Genomic DNA, 19882 nt, shown 5'->3' with positions numbered 1-19882 from the left:
CGGGCTGTCACTCCTCGCTGTGGATGAAGACGTTCTTGGTCTCGGTGAAGTGGCGCAGCGCGTCCGGGCCGAGCTCGCGCCCCACCCCGGACTCGCCGTAGCCGCCGAAGGGCGTCCAGTAGCGCACCGAGGAGTGCGAGTTGACCGACAGGTTGCCCGCCCGTACGCCCCGGGCCAGGCGCAGCGCGCGGCCGACGTCCCGGGTCCAGATCGAGCCCGACAGGCCGTAGCGGGTGGCGTTGGCCAGGCGCAGCGCGTCGGCCTCGTCGGTGAACGGCAGGACGGCGGCGACCGGGCCGAAGATCTCCTCGGTGACGGCCGGGACCTGCGGGTCCTCGGGGGCGATCACCGTCGGCGGGTACCAGTAGCCGGGCCCGTCCGGGATCTTGCCGCGGGCGAGCACCGGCAGGTCGGGGGTGAGGTAGGAGGCGACCCGGCGGACCTGGGCGGCCGAGATCAGCGGGCCGAGCCGGGTCTGCGGGTCGGTCGGGTCGCCGGTGCGCAGGGTCTCGACGGCGGGCAGCAGGTGGGCGAGGAAGTCCTCGTACACCTCGCGCTGGACCAGGATCCGGCTGCGGGCGCAGCAGTCCTGGCCGCTGTTGTCGGCGAAGGACATCGGATCGGCGGCGCGGGCCAGGTCGGCGTCGGCGAAGACGATGCTGGGGCTCTTTCCGCCGAGCTCCAGGGTGACCCGCTTGGCGCGGGCCGCGCAGCGGGCGGCGACCTCCTTGCCGACGACGGTCGAGCCGGTGAAGACGATCTTGCGGACGGCCGGATGGTCCACCAGGGCCCGGCCGGTGGTGGCGCCCACGCCGGGGACGACCTGGAACAGGCCCTCGGGCAGGCCCGCCGCGAGGGCGAGCTCGGCCAGCCGCAGAGCGGTCAACGGGGTGGCCTCGGCGGGCTTGAGCAGGACGGCGTTGCCGGCCGCCAGGGCGGGGGCGAAGCCCCAGGCGGCGATCGGCATCGGGAAGTTCCACGGTGCGATCACCCCGACCACGCCGACCGGCTCGTGGAAGGTCACGTCCAGGCCGCCCGCCACCGGGATCTGCCGTCCGGTCAGCCGCTCCACTCCCCCGGCCGCGTACTCCAGCAGGTCCCGCACGTTGCCCGCCTCCCAGCGGGCGGTGGCCAGGACGTGGCCGGCCTCGTCCACCTCCAGGGCGGCCAGCTCGGGGACGTGCACCTCGACCTGGTCGGCGAACCGGCGCAGCAGCCGGGCGCGTTCGCCGGGGGCGAGCGCGGCCCAGCCGGTCTGGGCCGCCACCGCCCGCCGGACGGCGGCGTCCAGCTGTTCGGGGGTGGTGTCGGGGACGGTGGCGAGCACCTCGCCGGTGGCGGGGTTGCGGACGGTGCTGCTCCCGGGGCTCGGGGCCGGCTCGGCGCCGCTCCCGGGGCGCGCGGTGGACTCGGCGCCGCTCCCGGGGCTCGGACCCGGCTCGGGGCCTACGGTGGGCTCGGTCATGGATCACATCCGTTCGAAGGATCGGTAGCGCTCCCAGTCGGTGACCGCCCCGTCGTAGGCCGCCTGCTCGACCCGGGCCATGTTCAGGTAGTGCTCGACCACGTCGTCGCCGAAGGCCTCCCGGGCCAGGGCGCTCTCCGCCCACAGCTCGGCCGCCTCGCGCAGCGATCCGGGCACCCGGGCGTACTCCTCCACCGCGTAGGCGTTGCCCAGGCAGGGCGCGGGCAGGTCCAGCTTGCGCTGCAACCCGTGCAGGCCGGCCGCGATCATCCCGGCCACCGCGAGGTACGGGTTGACGTCGCCGCCCGGCACCCGGTTCTCCATCCGCAGGCCGGGGCCGTGGCCGACCACCCGGTAGGCGCAGGTGCGGTTGTCCCGGCCCCAGGCGACGGCGGTCGGGGCGAAGGAGCCGGGGCGGTAGCGCTTGTAGGAGTTGATGTTCGGCGCGTACAGCAGGCTGAACTCGCGCAGCGCCGTCAGCTGGCCGGCCAGGAAGTGCCGCATGGTGTCGGTCATCCGGCCGTCCCGGTCGGCGAAGGCCGGGGCGCCGACGGCGTCGCGCAGCGAGAGGTGGATGTGGCAGCTGTTGCCCTCGCGCTCGTCGTACTTGGCCATGAAGGTGAGCGCGCAGCCGAGCTGGGCGGCGATCTCCTTCGCACCGGTCTTGTAGACGCTGTGCTGGTCGCAGGTGGTGAGGGCGTCGGCGTAGCGGAAGGCGATCTCGTGCTGGCCGAGGTTGCACTCGCCCTTGGCCGACTCCACCACCAGGCCGGCGCCGGCCATCTCGGTGCGGATCCGGGACAGCAGCGGCTCGACCCGGGCGGTGCCCAGCATCGAGTAGTCCACGTTGTAGAGGTTCGCCGGGGTCAGGCCGCGGTAGCCGCCCAGCCAGGCCTGCTCGTAGGTGTCGCGGAAGACCAGGAACTCCAGCTCGGTGCCGATGTCGGCGGCCAGGCCGTACTCGGCGAGCCGGGCGATCTGGCGGCGCAGCAGCTGGCGCGGGGCGGCGTCCACGGGGTGGCCGCCGTGCCGGGCGAGGTCGGCGGTGACCTGGGCGGTGCCGGGCTGCCAGGGGGTCAGCCGCAGGGTGGAGAGGTCGGGGCGCATCGCGAAGTCGCCGTAGCCGGTGGCCCAGGAGGAGAAGGCGTAGCCGTCCACGGTGTTCAGGTCGACGTCGACGGCCAGCAGGTAGTCGCAGGCCTCGGCGCCGTGCTCGGCGACCTCATCGAGGAAGAACCGGGCGGCGAAGCGCTTGCCCTGGAGGCGGCCCTGCATGTCGGTGAAGGCGAGCGCGACGGTGTGCACCTCACCGGCGTCCACCAGGGTGCGCAGCCCGTCCAGGGTCAGCGGCGGCCGGGGCGCCGAACCCGCGGCGGCCTGTGCGGACGTTTCGGACATGGCCGAACCCTCCTCCTCGATCACTCTTCGAGATCAAGCGGTCACAGCGAACCGTACGGCCTGCGGCTCGCGGGGCGGAAGAGGGCGGGTGAGTGGCGGGCCGGTGTCGGGCGGGGCCCGGGGTGGGGGGGCGGAGGCCGGGCGGGTGTCGGGCAGGCGTGGCGCGCCGACGCGCGTGGCTGACGGGGGATCAGGCACTCCGGGGGGAGAATGCCCGCCATGGATCGCAGGCCTTTGATCGGCGTCAGCACCTACCTGGTGGACGCGAGTTGGAGCGATTGGCGGGGCCGCCGGGTGGCCCTGCTGCCCGAGCGGTACACCGCGCAGGTCCGGGACTCGGGCGGGATCGCGGTCCTGCTGCCGCCGGACGCCCCGGAGCGCGCGCCGGAGGTGCTGGCCCGACTGGACGGCCTGGTGATCGCGGGCGGGCCGGACATCGACCCGGCGTACTACGGGGAGCCGGCCCACCCGGCGACCGAGGTGGACTCGCCGGAGCGGGACGCCTGGGAGGTCGCGCTGCTGCGGTCGGCGCTGGCGACGGGGATGCCGCTGCTGGCGGTCTGCCGGGGCATGCAGATCCTGAACGTGGTGTGCGGCGGAACACTGGTGCAGCACCTGCCGGACGTGGTGCCGGTGGACGTGCACGGCGGCTCGCCCGGGCACTACGGCTCACACCCGGTGCGGCCGGTGCCGGGGACGCTGCTGGGCGGTCTGCTGCCGGAGAGCGAGCTGGAGGTGCCGACCTTCCACCACCAGGCCGTCGGCCGGCTGGGGGCGGGCCTGCGGGTCAGCGCCCACGCGCCGGACGGGACGGTGGAGGCGGTGGAGGGCCCGGGGTTCGCGCTCGGGGTGCAGTGGCACCCGGAGCAGGGGGACGACCTGCGGCTGATGCGGGCGCTGGCCCGGGCGGCCACCGCGGCGACACTCGACACGCTGGCACTGGGGTAGCTCAACCGGGCATGGCGGCAGGGGAGTTCGGCCCGCCCGGCGGCTGCGGAGTGCGCCGGGTCCGGCCGCCTGGACGGGAACGACAACGGTCACCAGTACAGCCTTTGGATCTTTGTCGATTCTGCGGTTCACTTCCGTTGCGGGGCGGTCGCGCCGCGCCCCCCTCCCCACCCGTGCGCCCAGAGAGGACCTCCATGGCCGGGCACGAGCATTCGCACGATGATCATGCGCATGACCACGAGCACTCGCCCTCGCACTCACATGCGGACGTGAACGGCGGGCACGGGCACGGTGGGAACGGCGGGCACGGCGGGCACGGGCACGGCGGCCACGCGCACGGTCCCGGCGGCCACTCGCACGGCGTCGCCGCCGACGCGGACCGCCGCTGGCTGCTCAGCGCCCTCGCCCTGATCGTCGTCTTCATGGCCGGCGAGGTCGTGGTCGGCTTCGCCGCCCAGTCCCTGGCGCTGATCTCCGACGCGGCCCACATGCTCACCGACGCCGCCTCGATCGTGCTCGCGCTGATCGCCATGCGGCTCGCCGCCCGCCCGGCCCGGGGCGGCTACACCTACGGCCTCAAGCGCGCCGAGATCCTCTCCGCGCAGGCCAACGGCGTCACCCTGCTGGTGCTGTCGGCCTGGCTGGGCTACGAGGCGATCACCCGGCTGCTGGAACCGCCGGAGGTCACCGGCTCACTGGTGCTGATCACCGCGCTGGTCGGGATCGTCGTCAACCTCGCCGCCACCTGGTGCATGTCCAAGGCCAACCGCAGCTCGCTGAACGTCGAGGGCGCCTTCCAGCACGTGCTGACGGACCTCTACGCCTTCATCGCCACCGCCGTCGCCGGTGTGGTCGTGCTGACCACCGGCTTCGCCCGGGCCGACGCGATCGCCTCGCTGATCGTCGTCGCGCTGATGCTCAAGGCCGGCGTCGCGCTGGTCCGGGACTCCGGGCGGATCTTCCTGGAGGCCGCCCCGGCGGGCGTCGACCCGGACGCGGTGGCCGACCGGATGGTCACCGAGCCGCTGGTCGAGGAGATCCACGACCTGCACATCTGGGAGATCACCTCCGGCCAGCCCGCCCTGTCCGCGCACATCCTGGTCACCCCCGGCGGCGACTGCCACGCGGTGCGGCGCTCCCTGCAACGCCGGCTCTCGAAGGAGTACGGCATCACCCACTCCACCCTCCAGGTCGACCACGTCGGCGAGGACGAGGCCGGCGCGCTGCTGCAGATCACCACCCCGGCCGACTCCACCCCCGAACACTGCGCCGACGCCCACGGACCGGTCCACCGCGCCGGACCGCACGAGCACTGACAACGCACCCGTCCGTCACCGCGGTGCGGCATGATGCTGAGTCGTGACCGCACCGCGACTGATGCTGCTCGACTCCGCCAGCCTGTACTTCCGGGCCTACTTCGGCGTACCGGACACCCTGCGCTCGCCGCAGGGTGAGCCGGTCAACGCCGTCCGCGGCCTGCTGGACTTCATCGCCAGGCTGGTCCACGACCACCGGCCCGATCAGCTGGTGGCCTGCATGGACGCCGACTGGCGCCCCCAGTGGAGGGTGGACCTCGTTCCCTCCTACAAGACCCACCGGGTCGCCGAGGCGGCCGAGGACGGCGAGGAGGAGGTGCCCGACACGCTGGCCCCGCAGGTCCCGGTGATCGAGCAGGTGCTGGACGCGCTCGGCATCGCCCGGGTCGGCTCCCCCGGCTACGAGGCGGACGACGTGATCGGCACCCTCACCGCCCGCGCCGCCGGGCCGGTGCAGATCGTCACCGGCGACCGCGACCTCTTCCAACTGGTGGACGACGCCCGCGGGATCACCGTGCTCTACCCGGTCAAGGGCATGGGCAACCTCCAGGTCACCGACGACGCGCTGCTGCTGGAGAAGTACGGCGTGCGCGGCGCCCAGTACGCCGACATGGCCGCCCTGCGCGGGGACCCGTCGGACGGCCTGCCCGGCGTCAAGGGCATCGGCGAGAAGACCGCCGCCCAGCTGATCAACGAGTACGGCGACCTCGCGGCCATCCGCGCCGCCGCCCTCGACGTCGGCTCCAAGCTCACCCCGGCCCGCCGCCGCAACATCGTCGAGGGCGCCGCCTACCTCGACGTCGCCCCCAAGGTCGTCCGCGTCGCCGACGACACCCCCCTGCCGGCCTTCGACCCGGCCGTCCCCCGCGAGCCGCTCTACCCCATGACCCTGGAGGAACTCTCCGCCCGCTGGGGCCTCGGCACCTCCCTCGACCGCCTTCTGGAGTCCCTCGCCACCCGCTGAGCCGCCGTACTCGCGAAGGGGCCCGCACGTTCGACGCGAACGTGCGGGCCCTCGGCGTTCCCGGGGTCCGAACGCCCCAAGTGCCCTTGACCGCAGCTCACTTTGCGATGCAAAGTTCATGGCACAGCAAAGCGTATGCGCGTGACAAGGGGTGGATCATGTCGACAACGCACCGGGACGACCCGGCCGGACTCCTCGCCGAGACGGAAGGCCTCCGCGCCCGGGCCCGGACCCGGCTGCGCGGCTCGGGGGTGCCGCTGCTCGGGTTCGGCCTGCTCGCCCTGGCCGCCGTGCCGATCTCCGGCCAGGCCTACAACTTCGGCGCCAACGGACGATTCGTCCCCTCGTACCCGTCCTTCGCCTACTCGGAGCTCATCGACCTCTGCGTGCCGCACGCACTGGACGGCACCTGCCAAACCGGCGACTTCGACGGCGCCGTGCTCCGCTTCCTGGCCTGGGGCGTCTGGTACGCGCTGCTCCCGCTCGCCTGGCTGGCGCTGGCCCGCTGGTACCGGCGGCGCGGCGAGGCCCGCGGAATCGTCCCGCACCGCCTCGGCTGGCTCGGCGCCGTGGCCGGCGTCGGCATCCTGCTCACCGCCGTCCTGCTCGCCCTGCTGTTCGCGCCCCGCGTGCCCTTCGCCCTGTCGGTGCTCGCGAACACCTACACCTCGCCCTGGTACGCGGTCGGCATCGGCCTGATCGTCCTCGGGCTGACCGAGCGCAGCCCCCTGGTGACCGGCGCCGGGCTCGTCCACACGACCCTGCTCACCGCCTACCTCGCGGCACCCTGGGAGAGCGGCTGGCTTCCGTGGCTCGACCGGGGCGAAGGCGGCTGGGCCGACGGCCCGCAGCCGAAGGCCCTGCTGCTGGCGGCGGTCCTGCTGACCGCCGGTCTGGCGCAGTGGACGGCGGCCCGCCGCACGCCGCGGGCATCCCGTACGGTCACCCCATGAGCGTTGCGGACGAAGCCGAGGAGCAGCACCCGACCCTCGCGCTGGACGACACCGTCCACCAGCGGGTCCGGCTCGGCATCCTGGCGATCGCCCGCGAGGCCGAGAGCGTCGAGTTCGGATTCCTCAAGGAGCAGCTCGGCCTCACCGACGGCAACCTCTCCCGCCACCTCAAGGTCCTCGAGGACTCCGGCCTGGTCACCGTCGCCAAGGGCTACGCGGGCCGCCGCCCCCGCACCTGGGTCTCCCTCACCCCCCACGGCGCCGAAGCCCTCGACCACGAACTGCGCGCCCTGCGCGAACTCGTCCGCCGCCTCGACGCCGCCGGCCCGTCCCGCCCCAGCGCGTAGGAAGTCGGCCGGGCCGACTTCCCGCGCCACACCGGCCCCGCTGCGCCGAACCTATCCGCCGCGGCGGCAGGGCGCTAAGCTGCGGCCTTCCGAGCCGGCACCTGACGAGCCGTGCCACGGTCGGTACTTCGGGCCGCCCCTCACCCGGATCCCGCCGACCGCGGTGTGCCCCGTCCTCCTGGGTGCCGGAGAACTCTGAAAGGGATCTGATGGAGGGGCGAATGGAGTCGCATCTCGCACGCGCCGTGCGGACGGGCAGACGCCGGGCCGAGGAGTTCTCCCGCGGCTACCGGCGGGTGGCCCCCGGAGTCCTGCGAGTCAGCGTCGGGGCGGTGTACCTCTGGTTCGGGGTGCTCAAGTTCCTCCCCGGCGCCAGCCCCGCCGAGGACCTCGCCACGCGCTGCATGAGCCTGCTGACCTTCGGCCTGGTGCCGCCCGACGTCTCGCGGCCGCTACTGGCCCTCATGGAGGTCCTCATCGGCGCCGGCCTGGTCACCGGGCTGCTGCTCCGCGCCGTCCTGGCGGTGTTCTTCCTGCACATGGCCGGGGTGTTCGCGACGCTCGTCCTGCTGCCCGACGACGTGTGGGTCCACGGCATCCCGCCCGTCCCCACGCTGGAGGGCCAGTACATCCTCAAGAACATCGAGCTCATCGCGGCCTGCCTGACCGTCGCCACCCGACGGGAGGACCGGCCCGACCCGGCCCCGCGCGACGGCAACCTCACCGGCGCCGGCCCCCGGGCCGAACACCGGGCGATGACGGGCTGACCACGCCACCGGGTCGCGGCCTCGCCCGGGGCGAGCGAGGCCGCGAAAGCCCCGACGCCAGAGCCCGCCGCTCAGGCGGCGGCGCCGTACTCGCGCGTCAGCCTGCGGACTTCAGCGTCCTTGAAGGCCAGCACCTCCTCCACGATCCCGCTCTTCGACAGCTCCGCCACGGGAACGCAGAGGTCCATCCGTTGGATGCAGACGCCCACCATGTACTCCCCCTGGTCGGTGAGGTAGAGGCGGATGCCGTAGTAGCCCTCCTCACAGTCCGTGTCATTGTTGAACCAGCACGACGCACACGTGTCCGGGAGCCGCACGGGCAGCAGCCGCTTCACGTACACCGCACGACTGCCGAGCGCCCGGTAGAGGGTGCGCTCGTCGGAGGTCCCGGCGGTGAACGTCCGGAGCACCGGCTCCGCACCGACCCGGGCCAGCACTTCGGAGACCGCCGCGACCGACTCCGGTCTGTCCTGGATGCTGGTGAGCATCCGCACGTCCGCGAACTGGCCGTACGACTCGACCAGGTTGACGACCCGGCCGACGTGGGCCATGCCGGGAACGACGATGTTCACGGAGACCTTCACGCCATGGGAGACCGCGGCACGGATCGTCTGCTCCGCCGCGCGGATCTTCGTCTCGGCCAGACCCGCCGTCCTGAAGCGCTCGGACTGGACGGCCTGCAGTTCTACGGCGGTCGTTCCGAAGACCGACACGTTGACCCGGTTGAGGCCGGCCACCGAACACTCCGGCATGACCTGTCGGCCGCGCTCCCCGTTGCTGGTCATTCCGACACTCAGCCCCATGCCGGTGAGCGCAGCGACCAGCGCGGGTACCTCCGTGTGGAGCGTGGGCTCCCCTCCCGTGAGGTGGACTTCGTCGGCATCGAACGCCCTCGCCACGGTTCGCACCGCCCGCCGGAAGCCCATGTCCGGGGCCATCCTGGCGGCGAGGAAGCCGACCCCGTTCGTCTCGCTGTAGATCGACACACGCCCGGACCGGCCCGGGCCTGCAAGGAAGGGCAGTGCGGTGCGGCCCCGGTTGTCGGCGGTGACCGGCGTTCCCTCGTTGTGGCAGAACGTGCAGGCCAATCCGCAGTCGTCGATCACCTTGACGCGGATGGTCCGGTCCCGGACGACCCTGACCGCCGGACGATGGGTAGCTGACAAGGCTCGTCTCCTGTCACTCGAACGTGAGCCGGGGGATCGCCTCGATGTCGATCCCGTACCGGCGGTAGACCTTGGTCGTGTTCTCGCTCGTCAGCTCCTCCAGAGGGAGCCTGAGCGCGAGGGCGGTCGCGTGGACGTGTTCGGCGCTGTCGCCCTCGATCTCCAGATAGGGGGGAATCAGCGGCCAGTGGTCGATCTCGACTGCCGCGCCGGCCAGCCTCCAGGAGGACCGGCGGTTCTCCTGGTACGCCTTCGGCTGGCAACCGAGCTTGCCGAGGAGCGCGTTCGTCACTTCGAAGGCACCGACGGTCGTCTCCGTTTCGGTCACGCCGTCGATCGCTTCGGAGTGGATCTCCTTGACGCACAGCGTGACGTCGGTGCCGGTGTCACGCAGCCGGACCCACGCACCCGGCCGGCCGGGGATGTCGTAGACGTAGCGACGCTGGAACCGGTCACACAGGTGCTCGGCCCCGGCCTCAGCCAGGAGCACGCGCATGGCCTCCGGCTCGATGTTGAGAACCTTCGCCTCGAACTCAATTGCGGTCATGGAAAGTTGCCTTCCTCGATGCGGTACGAGCATGCGAGCGCACGGTATCGGCGATACTGCGCGCCACCTCATCAGGCGTACGGGCGGTGCCGTCCACCGGCAGCAGTCCGAACGCCTGGTACACACGGGAGCTCTCCGCCACGTTCGGCTCCTCCCGCTGGTGCCAGCAGGTCAGCGCCCCTTGCAGTTCCCGCTGTTGAATCCGCTCGCGACGCACACGTTCGTCCACTTCCAGGAGGATCGGCACGTCCGGCACGAGGGCCCCGTCCGGATACTCCGGCAGGCAGTCGTGTCCCATCGCCCTGTGCGTGGCGACAGTGCGCGGGAAGTAGGACTCGACCACCACCGTCCGGCCGGTCTCGATGAGCGCTCGGGCGGTCTCGGACTTGACGTGGTTGGCCATCATCCACCAGTGGAACCGCGCCGGCAGGATGCCGGCGGCATCCACCTCCGCACGCATGCGGGGGAATGCCGACAAGGTGTCGTCCGTGAGATGGACGCCGTCAACGAAGGCCGCAACCAATGGGGCGACCGTGGTCTTCCCGCTCGCGCTGAGACCGTCGATGGTGATGAAGAGCCCTCGGGGGTTCATGGAAACTCCTTTCCTCGTTCGGACTGTCACCGCGGCCCCCAGTCCCACGGGGCGGGGTGCGCGCCGCGCAGGCACGCGACGCGGTGGGCGGCCTGCCGGCGGGCGGCCTCGTCGAGCCGGGCACGGCGGACGGTCTCCATGACGGCGGTGAGGACGACGACGTCGCGTACGACCTGGTAGCCGGACCAGGCGCCGATGTACGGGTGGGCCGGGATCCGGTCCTCCCGCTCGTAGGAGAGGTAGGTGTCGGCATACATGCGGTGGTCCTCGCGGGGGCCGGTGAGCAGTTCGGAGCGCCAGCGGGCGGCGACGAGGTCCCATTCGCGGTGGCCGCAGGTGAGGGGGCGGCGCAGCAGGAGTCCGACGTGGGTGCCGTCGTCGTGGATGGGGACCATGCCGAGGGCGCCGAGGACGACGGTGTCCGGGGTCGGCCAGTCCAGGTAGTCCCATTCCTCGCGCAGCAGAGCCGCGCGCCCGCGCAGGAAGCGGCGGGCGGTGTCGTCCAGCGGGGCGTCGTCCAGGCCGTCCAGCAGGCCGGCGAACGGGTCGTGTTCCCGCAGCCACGGGGCTGTCGCGGGGTCGATGCGGTGGGTGAGGGCGGTGACCCAGGCGGACAGGGAGGTGTCCGTACTGGGCCTGCCGGGGTCCTGCCAGAAGGTCACGGCCCGGCCGTCGGCGGCGGCGCGGACGTCGGTGTAGTAGGGGGAGGTGACGGGAAGCCGGTGCTGCCGGAGGAACTGCGCACCCTTGATCAGGGCCCAGGCCTCGTCCAGGTCCGGGTGCACGATGGCGAGCGCGCATGAGCGCGAGCCGAGCGACCACAGGTGGTTCGGGCTGGCGCTGACCAGCTCGGCCTTCGCAGGGTCGTCACCGGTGGCCACGCAGGCTTGGGTCAGGGCCTCGTAGGAGGCCGCGATGTCCAGTCTGCGGGCGGGGCTGACGGTCTTGAGCAGCGTCTTGGTGCGCGTTCCGACACTCACGGCGCAGTCCTCGGGTACGGAGTAGGTGGATAGACGGGGAAGGCGGGGCGGCCCGGCCCCTGGAGGCGTCGGCTCGCGGCCGTCGGCACGGCGGTGCGTTCCCCGGGTCGTTGAGCCGGTCGGTTCGGCCTCGGTGCGTTCCCGGGTGCGTGCCCGGAGCCGGCCTTCAGGCACCGCTCAGGGGGCCGCACGGCGGTCTTCGGCTGCACTTCCGCCTCAGCGGCGGTGGCCTGGCCGAAGGTCTGCGGCTCCACGTCGAGTTCGAACCAGACGGACCACCCGGTGGGCCGCCCCTGAAAGTCGAGCCGCTGGTGCCAGCCGATGTCGTCCGCGTAGCCGTCGGCGACCACCAGTCCGCGGCCGCTGGTCGCGTCGAGGTCATCGATGCTGCTGTTCATCGCCGATTCGACCGCGCTCGGGTCCGTCACGGTGATCCGCAAACGGCTGCGCTCCCGATCGACGCCGACCTCGATCGACAACTCGGCTTTCCTGTAGAGAGCTTGACCTGCAGAGTGCTTGATCGCGTTGTCGATGAACTCCGACGAGCACACGCGGAGCGCGTACGCCCGGGACTCGTCGAGGACGATGCCGGCTCTCATGACCTCTTCGGACAACCGGTTGCGCATCGCGCCGAGAGACGCGGTTGTGGCCGTGGCACTGAACTCCAGGACGCGGATCATGGATGTTCCTCCGGGCTGGACGTGGGGAGGTGGTCCCGAGCCGCTGGCCGGGGTGGCGAGTGATGGTCATCGCGTGTTCGCAGGGAATCGCCGCGCCAGGAGCCGGGAGGCAAATAGGAAAACTGCTGCCGCAAGAGCCGAACTCACCGATTTGACACAAGAGTTCGGCGTTATCGAAGCCTTCTAGGCACGAGTGACCAGGAGGCGTATGCCGACGTCCTCAAGGTGCTTGCGCCGCCTGGTGGCGGCAGCCTGGTCGCCGAGGTGCGCGATCGTGGGCAGCACGACGGCGTACACATCGTGCCGCTCATCGATACCGGCGATGAGGGGGTCCGGCTCGGCACCCTCATCGGTGATCACACCGACGAGGTGGAGTTCCTGCCGCTCGCAGAAGGCGTCGAGGACCCCGGTCAGAGCGCGCCGACGAGGTAGCCCCGCAGCGACCGCTGTGCGGAGCAGCCCAATGACGACGGGCGGTGGGACCGATAGGTGCTCGGTGAGCATGCTGGACGGTTCCTTCCGGTCAGCGGGGTTGTCGGCTTCCAGACTGCGGGAGGCTCCGTCGTCGCGGAATCGCGTGCCGTGGCAGTTCCGTGGCAGTTTCGCCGCACCACCACGACCTGCGGTGCTTCGATGGCACCCCGGAGCGGGAGGTATGGCGATGGCGGCAGTGATCGTGTGGACCGGGCTCGAAGCGAGGGCTCTGCGGATGGCGTGCCGCAAGTCCGTCCGGGACTGGGCGGCGCAGTTGGGCATGTCGGTCCGCGCGGTGTCGAACTGGGAGAAGCTGGGGGTGGGTACCAGGCCGAGGCCGGACACCCAGGCGATCTTCGACACGGTGCTGCGCCAGTGCGATCCCGATGCTCGTATGCGATTCGAGGCACTGGTGGCGCAACAGGTCGGCGCTCCGGTACTCGCGGAGATCCAGGCCGGGCCGCGGGCGTGGGAGTACGAGTCGTGGGCGGAGGACATCGAGAGGGCGGTGCTGGCGGCGTCCCGGCAGGAATTCGCGTGGGCGGGAGTCCTGCTGGAACGTTGGCGGTCACGCTGGCCGACAGCCGAACTCGACGACCGCGGCCTCTACCTGTTGGCCCGCTCGACGGCCCTGGTGGGCGACCTCCGCCGTGATCAGGGTGCACTGCTCGGCCCGCTGTCGGCGTCGGCCTCATACGCCAAGGCCCGATTGTTGTACACCCAGCTCGACATCCCCCGGCGGACGGCTCAGTTGGACCTGGCGTTGGCCGTGGTGACGGAGATGTCCGGACAGCTCTCGGCCGCGGCGGACCGATACTCGGACCTTTCCGGTGACGTTCGCCTCAGCGCACGGGACCGGACTCGGGCGGCCCTGTGGGTGGGAACCTCGCTCGACAAGCAGGGCGAGCACGAACAGGCCATCGGCATCACCGAGTCGGCGATCCGGGTGTTCGAGAACCTCGGTGAGGCTGAGGACTGGGCGACGGGCAACCAGAAGCTCGCGCTCGCGCACCGCGGTGCGGGGAATCTCGGGGAGGCGGTCCGGTTGATCGAAGTGGCGAGGACGAACACCAACGGTTCGGCGCCCATGCAGGAGGTACGGCTGACCACTGCGCACGGCCACATCCTGCTGACCGACCACGCGACTGCCGGGGAGGGGCTCGCTCTGCTGGACAGGGCCGAGGTGATGGCGGACAAGTACGGTATGACCCACCAGCGAAGGAGCATCCGAGGCATCCGGTCTGGATTCCAGCGGGCACGGTGCCTTCAGTGAGTGGGAGAAGAACGTGGCGGACACTCAGCAGTGCGAGATCACCGACCGGCAGTGGGCGGACGCCACGCTGATCTGGGAATACCACCAGATGGGGCACGAGCGGCGGCCGTGCGATGTGGCGATCGGTCTGGGCTGCCATGACCTCGGAGTGGCGGCCGAGGCAGCAGCCCTGTACTTGGACGGCCTGGCGCAGAAGATCGTGTTCACGGGCGGGCCGAACCCGTCCCGGCCGGAGCTCTTCCCCCGAGGTGAGGCCGTGCACTTCACCGAGCACGCCACCGCCCTCGGGGTCCCCGAGCATGCGATCCATCAGGAGCCCCGCGCCCGCAACACCGGGCAGAACATCCAGTTCTCCCGTGAGGTCCTGGAGGCCGCCGGGGTAGAGGCACGGTCGGTACTGCTCGTGAGCATGCCGTACATGGAGCGCCGGGCGTTCGCGACGTGCCGCAAGGTGTGGCCGGAGGTCGAGGTGGTGTGCGCCTCGGCCCCGATGAACCTGAACGACTACGTGAAAAGCGTCGGCGACGACAAGCTCGTGATCGACAGCCTCGTGGGCGACCTCCAGCGGGTGGTCGAGTACCCGAGGCGCGGGTTCGCCGTCGCCCAGGATGTTCCGGAGACGGTTCATGATGCGTACCAGCGGCTTCTGGCCGACGGATTCGACAGCAAGATCCTCAGCTGACGCGGCGCCGCCCTCCGGGCTGGTGTGCGCTGTCCACCAACCCAACTTCCTCCCCCGACTGTCCACCGTGGCGAAGCTGGCTGCCGCGGACGTCTGGGTGGTCCTCGATGATGTCCAGTTCAACCGTCGTGACTACCAGCACCGGGCCCGGCTGGGGCCGATCGACGGTAGCGGCCCAACCCGGTGGCTGTCCGTCCCCACGCACCTTCCGGCCGGAAGGGCAACACTGATCCGCGACGCCCGCCTCGTCGAAATCCCGCGCAGCGTCCGCCGGGTGGAACACGTCCTTCGCCGGCATTACGGGGACAGTCCCTTCTGGCCACGGTTGGCGGCGGACCTACAGGGGCTCCTGCCGCTCTTCAGGAGTACCGACCGGATGGCGGAGGTCGCCGAAGCATCCACCCTGCTGCTACTCCGTTTCCTCGGCTGGTCAGGAGCGACGGTACGCAGCAGCACCCTGTCCGTCGGCTCCGGACGGACGCAGCGTCTCGTGAACCTGTGTCGGGCAGTCGGCGCGGATACGTACCTGTGCGGCACGGGCGGCACCACGTACATCGAGCCGGACCTGTTCACGGCTGGACGGGTCGAACTGCGGCAGTTCGGCGTACCGACCACGGGAGTGTGGGCCGGGGCCCGGCAGGTCAGCGCACTGCACAACCTGATGGTGCACGGGCCCCACATCGTGAAGGCGGTCCTCGAAATGACATGAGAGGTGTTTGGCGCGGTAGTCGAGTTCTCCTTCTCCATGAGAAGTCGACCGTATCGACTTCCTACGCAGCCTCTCACCATTCCGTTGCCGCTTAGGCCCGCCGAAGCGGCAACGGCCACTCCCTTCGTCGTCAACATGCCTCTGCCCCTGCCGTCGGCGGGGGCAGAGGCATTTCTTCTGCGCAGGAAGTCGGCTGGGCCGACTTCCTGCGCAACACCGTGAAGGCCAAAAGCGGCGAGGCGAAGCCGAAGCCGTACGGGGGTGGGGGGCGGGGCGTGGGGAAGCGCAGGGGCCCGCGCGCTCGGGTGAGCGGCGGGCCCCTGCGGTGGGGTGGTGGCTAGCCGACGGAGGAGTAGGCGATGATGCCGCGGCGGAGGCTGTCGACGGCCTTGCGGGCGGTCCTGCGGAGTTCGATGTCCTCGCCGGCGGCGTCCTGGATCTGGCCGAGGACGTCGATCAGCTGCTTGGTCCAGCGGACGAAGTCGCCGGCCGGCATGTCGGCGTCGCGCAGGACCTGGTCGAGGTTGTGGCCGAGCGCCCAGCGGTAGGCGACCCAGGCGAAGCCGAGGTCGGGTTCGCGCTGGCCGACGCCCTCGGCGGTGTTGATCCGGTGCTGCTCCTCCAGGGCGTCCAGGTGGCCCCAGATCCGGACCATCTTGCCGAGCGCCTCCTTGGCCGCGCCCTCCGGCACCCGGGGGGCGCCGGCGTCGTCGGACTGGCGGGCCTCGTACACCAGCGCCGAGGCGCAGGCGGCGAGTTCGGCGGCGGCCAGGCCGCTCCAGACGCCCTCGCGGATGCACTCGGAGGCGAGCAGGTCGAGCTCGCCGTACAGCCGGCCGAGCCGCTTGCCGTCGTCGGTGACGGTGTCGCCGCTCAGGTAGCCGAGGTCGGTGAGCAGCGCGCAGACCCGGTCGAAGGTGCGGGCGATGGTGTGGGTGCGCGAGCGCATCCGGCGTTCCAGCAGTTCGGTGTCGCGGTGCAGCCGGTGGTAGCGCTCGGACCAGCGGGCGTGGTCCTCGCGGTCGGAGCAGCCGTGGCAGGGGTGCTGGCGCAGTTCGGTGCGCAGCCGGGTGATCTCCGGGTCGTCGGCGGCGGCCGCGCGGCCGCGCCGGAACCGCTCGGGCTCCAGGTGGCCGGCCTTGGTGCGCAGGGCCGAGGCGAGGTCGCGCCGGGACTGCGGGCTGCGCGGGTTGAAGGACTTGGGGATGCGCAGCCGTTCGATCGCGACGACCGGGTGCGGGAAGTCGATCATGGCGAGCCGCTTGACCTGCCGCTCGGCGGTGAGCACCACCGGGCGCGGGCCGTCCTGGAAGTCGGGGTGGCGCGGGCCGCCCCGGCCGGAGCGGTTGACCGGCGGCAGGCCCGGGTCGAGGACCAGGGCGAGGCCGGCGAACTTGCCGGTGGGCACGTGGATGACGTCGCCCGGCTTGAGCTGCTCGATGGATTCGACGGCGGCCGCGCGCCGCTGGCTGCTGCCCTCGCGGGCCAGCTCGTTCTCGCGGTCCTTGAGCCGGCGGCGCAGCTCCATGTACTCGTCGAAGTCGCCGAGGTGGCAGGTCATCGACTCGCGGTAGCCGTCCAGCCCCTCCTCGTTGCGCTGCACCTGACGGGCGATGCCGACCACCGAGCGGTCCGCCTGGAACTGGGCGAAGGAGGTCTCCAGCAGCTCGCGCGAGCGGTGCCGGCCGAACTGGGAGACCAGGTTGACGGCCATGTTGTACGAGGGCCGGAACGAGGACTTCAGCGGGTAGGTGCGGGTGCCGGCCAGGCCGGCCAGCGCCTCCGGGTCGAGGCTGCGCTGCCAGAGCACCACGGCGTGGCCCTCGACGTCGATGCCGCGCCGCCCGGCCCGGCCGGTGAGCTGGGTGTACTCGCCGGGGGTGATGTCGGCGTGGGTCTCGCCGTTCCACTTGACCAGCTTCTCCATGACCACCGAGCGGGCGGGCATGTTGATGCCGAGCGCCAGGGTCTCGGTCGCGAAGACGGCCTTGACCAGGCCCTTCACGAAGAGCTCCTCGACCACTTCCTTGAACCGGGGCAGCATCCCGGCGTGGTGGGCGGCGATGCCGCGCTCCAGCCCGTCCAGCCACTCGAAGTAGCCGAGGACGTGCAGGTCCTCGTCGGGGATGTCGGCGCAGCGCTCCTCGACGATCGCCCGGACCTGGGCGCGCTCGGAGTCCTTGTTGAGCCGCAGGCCGGAGCTGAGGCACTGCTGGACGGCGGCCTCGCAGCCGGCCCGGCTGAAGATGAAGGTGATCGCGGGCAGCAGGCCCTCGGCGTCGAGCCGGTCGATGACGTCGACCCGGCCCGGCGTCCAGACCCGGCCGGGGCGGCCGTTGGGCATGGAGCGGCCCCGGCCGCGGCCGAAGCGGTCGCGCGGGTTGCGGTCGAGCTCGGAGCGGGCGAGCCGGACCAGTTCGGGGTTGACGGCCTTGCCGGGGTTCTTCAGGTTGTTCTTGGGGCGGCCGTCCCGGTCGGGGTCGGCGAACAGGTCGTACATCCGGTTGCCGGCCATCACGTGCTGCCACAGCGGCACGGGCCTGGTCTCGGAGACGATCACCTTGGTGCCGCCGCGCACGGTGTCCAGCCAGTCGCCGAACTCCTCGGCGTTGGAGACGGTCGCGGAGAGCGAGACGAGGGTGACCGACTCGGGGAGGTGGATGATGACCTCCTCCCAGACGGCGCCGCGGAGGCGGTCGGCGAGGTAGTGCACCTCGTCCATCACGACGTAGCCGAGGCCGTCGAGGGTGCTGGAGCCCGCGTAGAGCATGTTGCGCAGCACCTCGGTGGTCATCACCACCACGGGTGCGTCGCCGTTGACGGTGTTGTCGCCGGTGAGCAGGCCGACCTTGGCGGCGCCGTAGCGCTTGACCAGGTCCCCGTACTTCTGGTTGGAGAGCGCCTTGATCGGCGTGGTGTAGAAGCACTTGCGGCCCGCGGCCAGGGCCAGGTGCACGGCGAACTCGCCGACGATGGTCTTCCCGGAGCCGGTGGGGGCGGCGACCAGGACGCCGGATCCGGCCTCCAGCGTCTCGCAGGCCTCCAGCTGGAAGTCGTCCAGCGGGAAGTCGTACAGCTGCTGGAAGCCGTACAGGGCGGTGGCCTGCTCCTGGGCCCGTCGACGGCTGGCCGCGTACGCCTCGGCGGGGCTGAGCTCCTGGTCGTCCTGGGGCTCGGGATCGGGGGTGTTCATCGCCGTCCGGGTGTGGTTGGTGTGATCTCGCATCTCAGCGAGAGGTTACCCGGGAGGACTGACATCGATAGCACCGTTTTTCCGTGCGACGAGGTCGCCCCCGGAATCGCTCCTCTCGGATCCATGGTCGCAAACGTCCTCACCCGGACGGCGGCTCGGCCCTTCGGCGGGCTCAGCCCTTCAGCAGCTCCGCCAGCCCGTCCGCCAGCCGCTCGTACTCCGCCGGCCGGTTGTACAGCTGCGCGCTGACCCGCAGCACCCCGCCGCCGGCCCACGGGCGGACGGCGATCCGGGTGCCGAGCCGCTGCCACACCTCGGCCATCAGCGCCTTCACCTGCGGCTCGGTCTCGCCGAACCCGGCCGGCAGCCGGACGGCGCGCATCCACACCCCGGGCGTCGCGGGCAGCGGCGCCAGACCGGCCCGCTCGGCCAGCGCCCGGTGGCCGTACGCGGCGAGGGCGGCGTTGTGGGCGGCCACCTCCGCGTGGCCGAGCTCGCGCAGCAGCCGGAAGCCGGCCGGGGCGGCCAGCCAGGGGGTGTAGTCGCAGGTGCCGCGCCACTCCACGTTGCCCGGGAAGCCCTTGTCGTGCTCCCAGGACAGCGCCAGCGGGCGCACCCGGCCGGTCCACTCGGGGCGGACGGCGAGCACGCCGGTGGCGCGCGGGGCGAAGGCCCACTTGTGCAGGTTGCCGAACCAGAAGTCGGCGTTCGGGTCGACCGGGGCGGGCAGCATGCCGGGCGCGTGGGCGCCGTCCACCACGGTGGTCACGCCGCGGGCGCGCAGGTCGGCGAGCAGGGCCGGGCCGGCCACCAGGCGGGCGGTGGGCGAGGTCAGCTGGTCCAGGATCGCGACGGTGGTGCGTCCGTCCACGGCGGCGAGCACCGCCTCCCGGACGGCCTGCTCGTCCGGGGCGTCCAGCGGCACCGGGACGACCACCACCTCGGCGCCGGTCTCGGCGGCCTTGCGGGCCGCGGCCCGGGTGACCGCGCCGTAGCCGTGGTCGGTGACCAGGATCCGGTCGCCGGGGGCGAACGGGATGCTGTCCAGGGCGATCGCGACCGCCTCGGTGACGTTGGAGACCAGCGCGAGCCGGTCCGGGTCGGTGTCCAGCTCGACGGCGAGCAGGGCGCGGGCGGCGGCGATCCGGGCCGGGAGGTCGGCGAAGAAGCCGTCCGGGTCCTGCTCGTGCTCGGTGCGCAGCCGTTCCTGCGCCCGCTGCACCGGGACGGGCACGGCGCCGAACGAGCCGTGGTTCAGGTGCGCGGTCCGCGTGGACACGCTGAACAGCCCGTCGGCGGCGGGCAGGGGGGCCGGGGGTTCGGCGGCCCGCAGGTCCTCGATCACGTTTCCTCCGCTCGCTGACGCACCGGTGGCCGGCACGTCGGACTGATGTGTGACATTTCACATGACAGACTACTGGTCGGAGT

Annotated in this window: 19 protein-coding genes; 9 read left to right on the top strand and 10 right to left on the bottom strand. The window is 71.8% G+C overall.

Annotation, left to right across the window (positions count from 1 at the left end):
- Nucleotides 1-7: 7 nt before the first annotated feature.
- A complete protein-coding gene (locus ACFWP2_RS26335) occupies nt 8-1465 on the bottom strand; it encodes an aldehyde dehydrogenase family protein (RefSeq protein WP_380455627.1) in 1458 nt (485 codons plus the stop codon).
- 3 nt (nt 1466-1468) lie between these two features.
- Complete coding sequence (locus ACFWP2_RS26330) at nt 1469-2863, bottom strand: glutamine synthetase family protein (protein ID WP_380455625.1); 1395 nt, start codon at nt 2861-2863, stop codon at nt 1469-1471.
- Between the two features lie 219 nt (nt 2864-3082).
- On the opposite strand from ACFWP2_RS26330, the gene ACFWP2_RS26325 reads away from it, so the two are divergent.
- The 6 genes from ACFWP2_RS26325 (at nt 3083) to ACFWP2_RS26300 (ending at nt 8158) form a co-directional block, all read left to right on the top strand.
- Nucleotides 3083-3811, top strand: coding sequence for a gamma-glutamyl-gamma-aminobutyrate hydrolase family protein (locus tag ACFWP2_RS26325; protein ID WP_380455623.1), 729 nt, complete (start codon nt 3083-3085; stop codon nt 3809-3811).
- A 194-nt stretch (nt 3812-4005) separates the two neighbouring features.
- On the top strand, nt 4006-5127 hold the full coding sequence (locus tag ACFWP2_RS26320) for a cation diffusion facilitator family transporter (protein ID WP_380455621.1): 1122 nt from the start codon (nt 4006-4008) through the stop codon (nt 5125-5127).
- A 61-nt stretch (nt 5128-5188) separates the two neighbouring features.
- A complete protein-coding gene (locus ACFWP2_RS26315; RefSeq protein WP_380455677.1) occupies nt 5189-6091 on the top strand; it encodes a 5'-3' exonuclease H3TH domain-containing protein in 903 nt (300 codons plus the stop codon).
- 158 nt (nt 6092-6249) lie between these two features.
- A complete protein-coding gene (locus ACFWP2_RS26310; RefSeq protein ID WP_380455619.1) occupies nt 6250-7044 on the top strand; it encodes a hypothetical protein in 795 nt (264 codons plus the stop codon).
- Nucleotides 7041-7391, top strand: coding sequence for a winged helix-turn-helix domain-containing protein (locus ACFWP2_RS26305; protein ID WP_380455617.1), 351 nt, complete (start codon nt 7041-7043; stop codon nt 7389-7391). The genes ACFWP2_RS26310 and ACFWP2_RS26305 overlap by 4 nt, the downstream gene beginning before the upstream one ends.
- A 221-nt stretch (nt 7392-7612) precedes the next feature.
- Nucleotides 7613-8158 carry a DoxX family protein gene (locus ACFWP2_RS26300; RefSeq protein WP_380455614.1) on the top strand — a complete coding sequence of 182 codons (546 nt, stop codon included), beginning with the start codon at nt 7613-7615 and terminating at the stop codon, nt 8156-8158.
- 71 nt (nt 8159-8229) lie between these two features.
- Here ACFWP2_RS26300 and ACFWP2_RS26295 read toward each other — a convergent pair whose 3' ends face one another.
- The 6 genes from ACFWP2_RS26295 to ACFWP2_RS26270 all read right to left on the bottom strand — a co-directional run bounded on the left by ACFWP2_RS26295 (nt 8230) and on the right by ACFWP2_RS26270 (nt 12627).
- A complete protein-coding gene (locus tag ACFWP2_RS26295) occupies nt 8230-9324 on the bottom strand; it encodes a radical SAM protein (protein ID WP_380455612.1) in 1095 nt (364 codons plus the stop codon).
- 13 nt (nt 9325-9337) lie between these two features.
- Complete coding sequence (locus ACFWP2_RS26290) at nt 9338-9871, bottom strand: class IV adenylate cyclase (protein ID WP_380455610.1); 534 nt, start codon at nt 9869-9871, stop codon at nt 9338-9340.
- On the bottom strand, nt 9858-10463 hold the full coding sequence (locus ACFWP2_RS26285) for an AAA family ATPase (RefSeq protein WP_380455608.1): 606 nt from the start codon (nt 10461-10463) through the stop codon (nt 9858-9860). Before ACFWP2_RS26285 ends, ACFWP2_RS26290 begins: the two co-directional genes overlap by 14 nt.
- 26 nt (nt 10464-10489) lie before the next feature.
- Nucleotides 10490-11443 carry a hypothetical protein gene (locus ACFWP2_RS26280; RefSeq protein WP_380455606.1) on the bottom strand — a complete coding sequence of 318 codons (954 nt, stop codon included), beginning with the start codon at nt 11441-11443 and terminating at the stop codon, nt 10490-10492.
- Nucleotides 11440-12123 (bottom strand): ATP-binding protein, encoded by a 684-nt coding sequence (locus ACFWP2_RS26275; protein ID WP_380455604.1) that lies wholly within the window; start codon nt 12121-12123, stop codon nt 11440-11442. Before ACFWP2_RS26275 ends, ACFWP2_RS26280 begins: the two co-directional genes overlap by 4 nt.
- A 183-nt stretch (nt 12124-12306) precedes the next feature.
- Nucleotides 12307-12627 carry a hypothetical protein gene (locus ACFWP2_RS26270; RefSeq protein WP_380455602.1) on the bottom strand — a complete coding sequence of 107 codons (321 nt, stop codon included), beginning with the start codon at nt 12625-12627 and terminating at the stop codon, nt 12307-12309.
- Between the two features lie 157 nt (nt 12628-12784).
- Between ACFWP2_RS26270 and ACFWP2_RS26265 the strand changes: the two genes are divergently transcribed.
- From ACFWP2_RS26265 to ACFWP2_RS26255, 3 genes are read left to right on the top strand one after another with little or no spacing between them, the layout of a single operon-like run.
- Nucleotides 12785-13870: a hypothetical protein gene (locus tag ACFWP2_RS26265; protein ID WP_380455600.1), complete on the top strand. Its 1086-nt coding sequence runs from the start codon at nt 12785-12787 to the stop codon at nt 13868-13870.
- Between the two features lie 13 nt (nt 13871-13883).
- A complete protein-coding gene (locus tag ACFWP2_RS26260) occupies nt 13884-14552 on the top strand; it encodes a YdcF family protein (protein WP_380455598.1) in 669 nt (222 codons plus the stop codon).
- Between the two features lie 22 nt (nt 14553-14574).
- Nucleotides 14575-15261 carry a WbqC family protein gene (locus ACFWP2_RS26255; RefSeq protein ID WP_380455675.1) on the top strand — a complete coding sequence of 229 codons (687 nt, stop codon included), beginning with the start codon at nt 14575-14577 and terminating at the stop codon, nt 15259-15261.
- Nucleotides 15262-15598: 337 nt separating this feature from the next.
- On the opposite strand, the gene ACFWP2_RS26250 is transcribed toward ACFWP2_RS26255, so the two are convergent.
- Both ACFWP2_RS26250 and ACFWP2_RS26245 read right to left on the bottom strand, forming a co-directional pair.
- The gene (locus ACFWP2_RS26250) at nt 15599-18454 is read right to left on the bottom strand and encodes a DEAD/DEAH box helicase (protein WP_380455672.1); all 2856 of its coding nucleotides are present in this window, start codon (nt 18452-18454) and stop codon (nt 15599-15601) included.
- 172 nt (nt 18455-18626) lie between these two features.
- On the bottom strand, nt 18627-19799 hold the full coding sequence (locus tag ACFWP2_RS26245) for an aminotransferase class V-fold PLP-dependent enzyme (RefSeq protein ID WP_380455596.1): 1173 nt from the start codon (nt 19797-19799) through the stop codon (nt 18627-18629).
- Nucleotides 19800-19882 lie beyond the last annotated feature (83 nt).

Source organism: Kitasatospora sp. NPDC058444, from assembly GCF_042721415.1.
In the GTDB taxonomy this organism is placed as follows: Bacteria; Actinomycetota; Actinomycetes; order Streptomycetales; family Streptomycetaceae; genus Kitasatospora.
The sequence above is the reverse complement of the archived record's forward strand: the minus strand, read 5'-3'. Positions and strand labels throughout refer to the sequence as shown.

Excerpts from the sequence above, each read along its gene's own strand:
- ACFWP2_RS26335 (WP_380455627.1), bottom strand. The coding sequence starts at position 1,465 with ATGACCGAGCCCACCGTAGGCCCCGAGCCGGGTCCGAGCCCCGGGAGC.
- ACFWP2_RS26330 (WP_380455625.1), bottom strand. The coding sequence starts at position 2,863 with ATGTCCGAAACGTCCGCACAGGCCGCCGCGGGTTCGGCGCCCCGGCCG.
- ACFWP2_RS26325 (WP_380455623.1), top strand. The coding sequence starts at position 3,083 with ATGGATCGCAGGCCTTTGATCGGCGTCAGCACCTACCTGGTGGACGCG.
- ACFWP2_RS26320 (WP_380455621.1), top strand. The coding sequence starts at position 4,006 with ATGGCCGGGCACGAGCATTCGCACGATGATCATGCGCATGACCACGAG.
- ACFWP2_RS26315 (WP_380455677.1), top strand. The coding sequence starts at position 5,189 with ATGCTGCTCGACTCCGCCAGCCTGTACTTCCGGGCCTACTTCGGCGTA.
- ACFWP2_RS26310 (WP_380455619.1), top strand. The coding sequence starts at position 6,250 with ATGTCGACAACGCACCGGGACGACCCGGCCGGACTCCTCGCCGAGACG.
- ACFWP2_RS26305 (WP_380455617.1), top strand. The coding sequence starts at position 7,041 with ATGAGCGTTGCGGACGAAGCCGAGGAGCAGCACCCGACCCTCGCGCTG.
- ACFWP2_RS26300 (WP_380455614.1), top strand. The coding sequence starts at position 7,613 with ATGGAGTCGCATCTCGCACGCGCCGTGCGGACGGGCAGACGCCGGGCC.
- ACFWP2_RS26290 (WP_380455610.1), bottom strand. The coding sequence starts at position 9,871 with ATGACCGCAATTGAGTTCGAGGCGAAGGTTCTCAACATCGAGCCGGAG.
- ACFWP2_RS26285 (WP_380455608.1), bottom strand. The coding sequence starts at position 10,463 with ATGAACCCCCGAGGGCTCTTCATCACCATCGACGGTCTCAGCGCGAGC.
- ACFWP2_RS26275 (WP_380455604.1), bottom strand. The coding sequence starts at position 12,123 with ATGATCCGCGTCCTGGAGTTCAGTGCCACGGCCACAACCGCGTCTCTC.
- ACFWP2_RS26270 (WP_380455602.1), bottom strand. The coding sequence starts at position 12,627 with ATGCTCACCGAGCACCTATCGGTCCCACCGCCCGTCGTCATTGGGCTG.
- ACFWP2_RS26265 (WP_380455600.1), top strand. The coding sequence starts at position 12,785 with ATGGCGGCAGTGATCGTGTGGACCGGGCTCGAAGCGAGGGCTCTGCGG.
- ACFWP2_RS26250 (WP_380455672.1), bottom strand. The coding sequence starts at position 18,454 with ATGAACACCCCCGATCCCGAGCCCCAGGACGACCAGGAGCTCAGCCCC.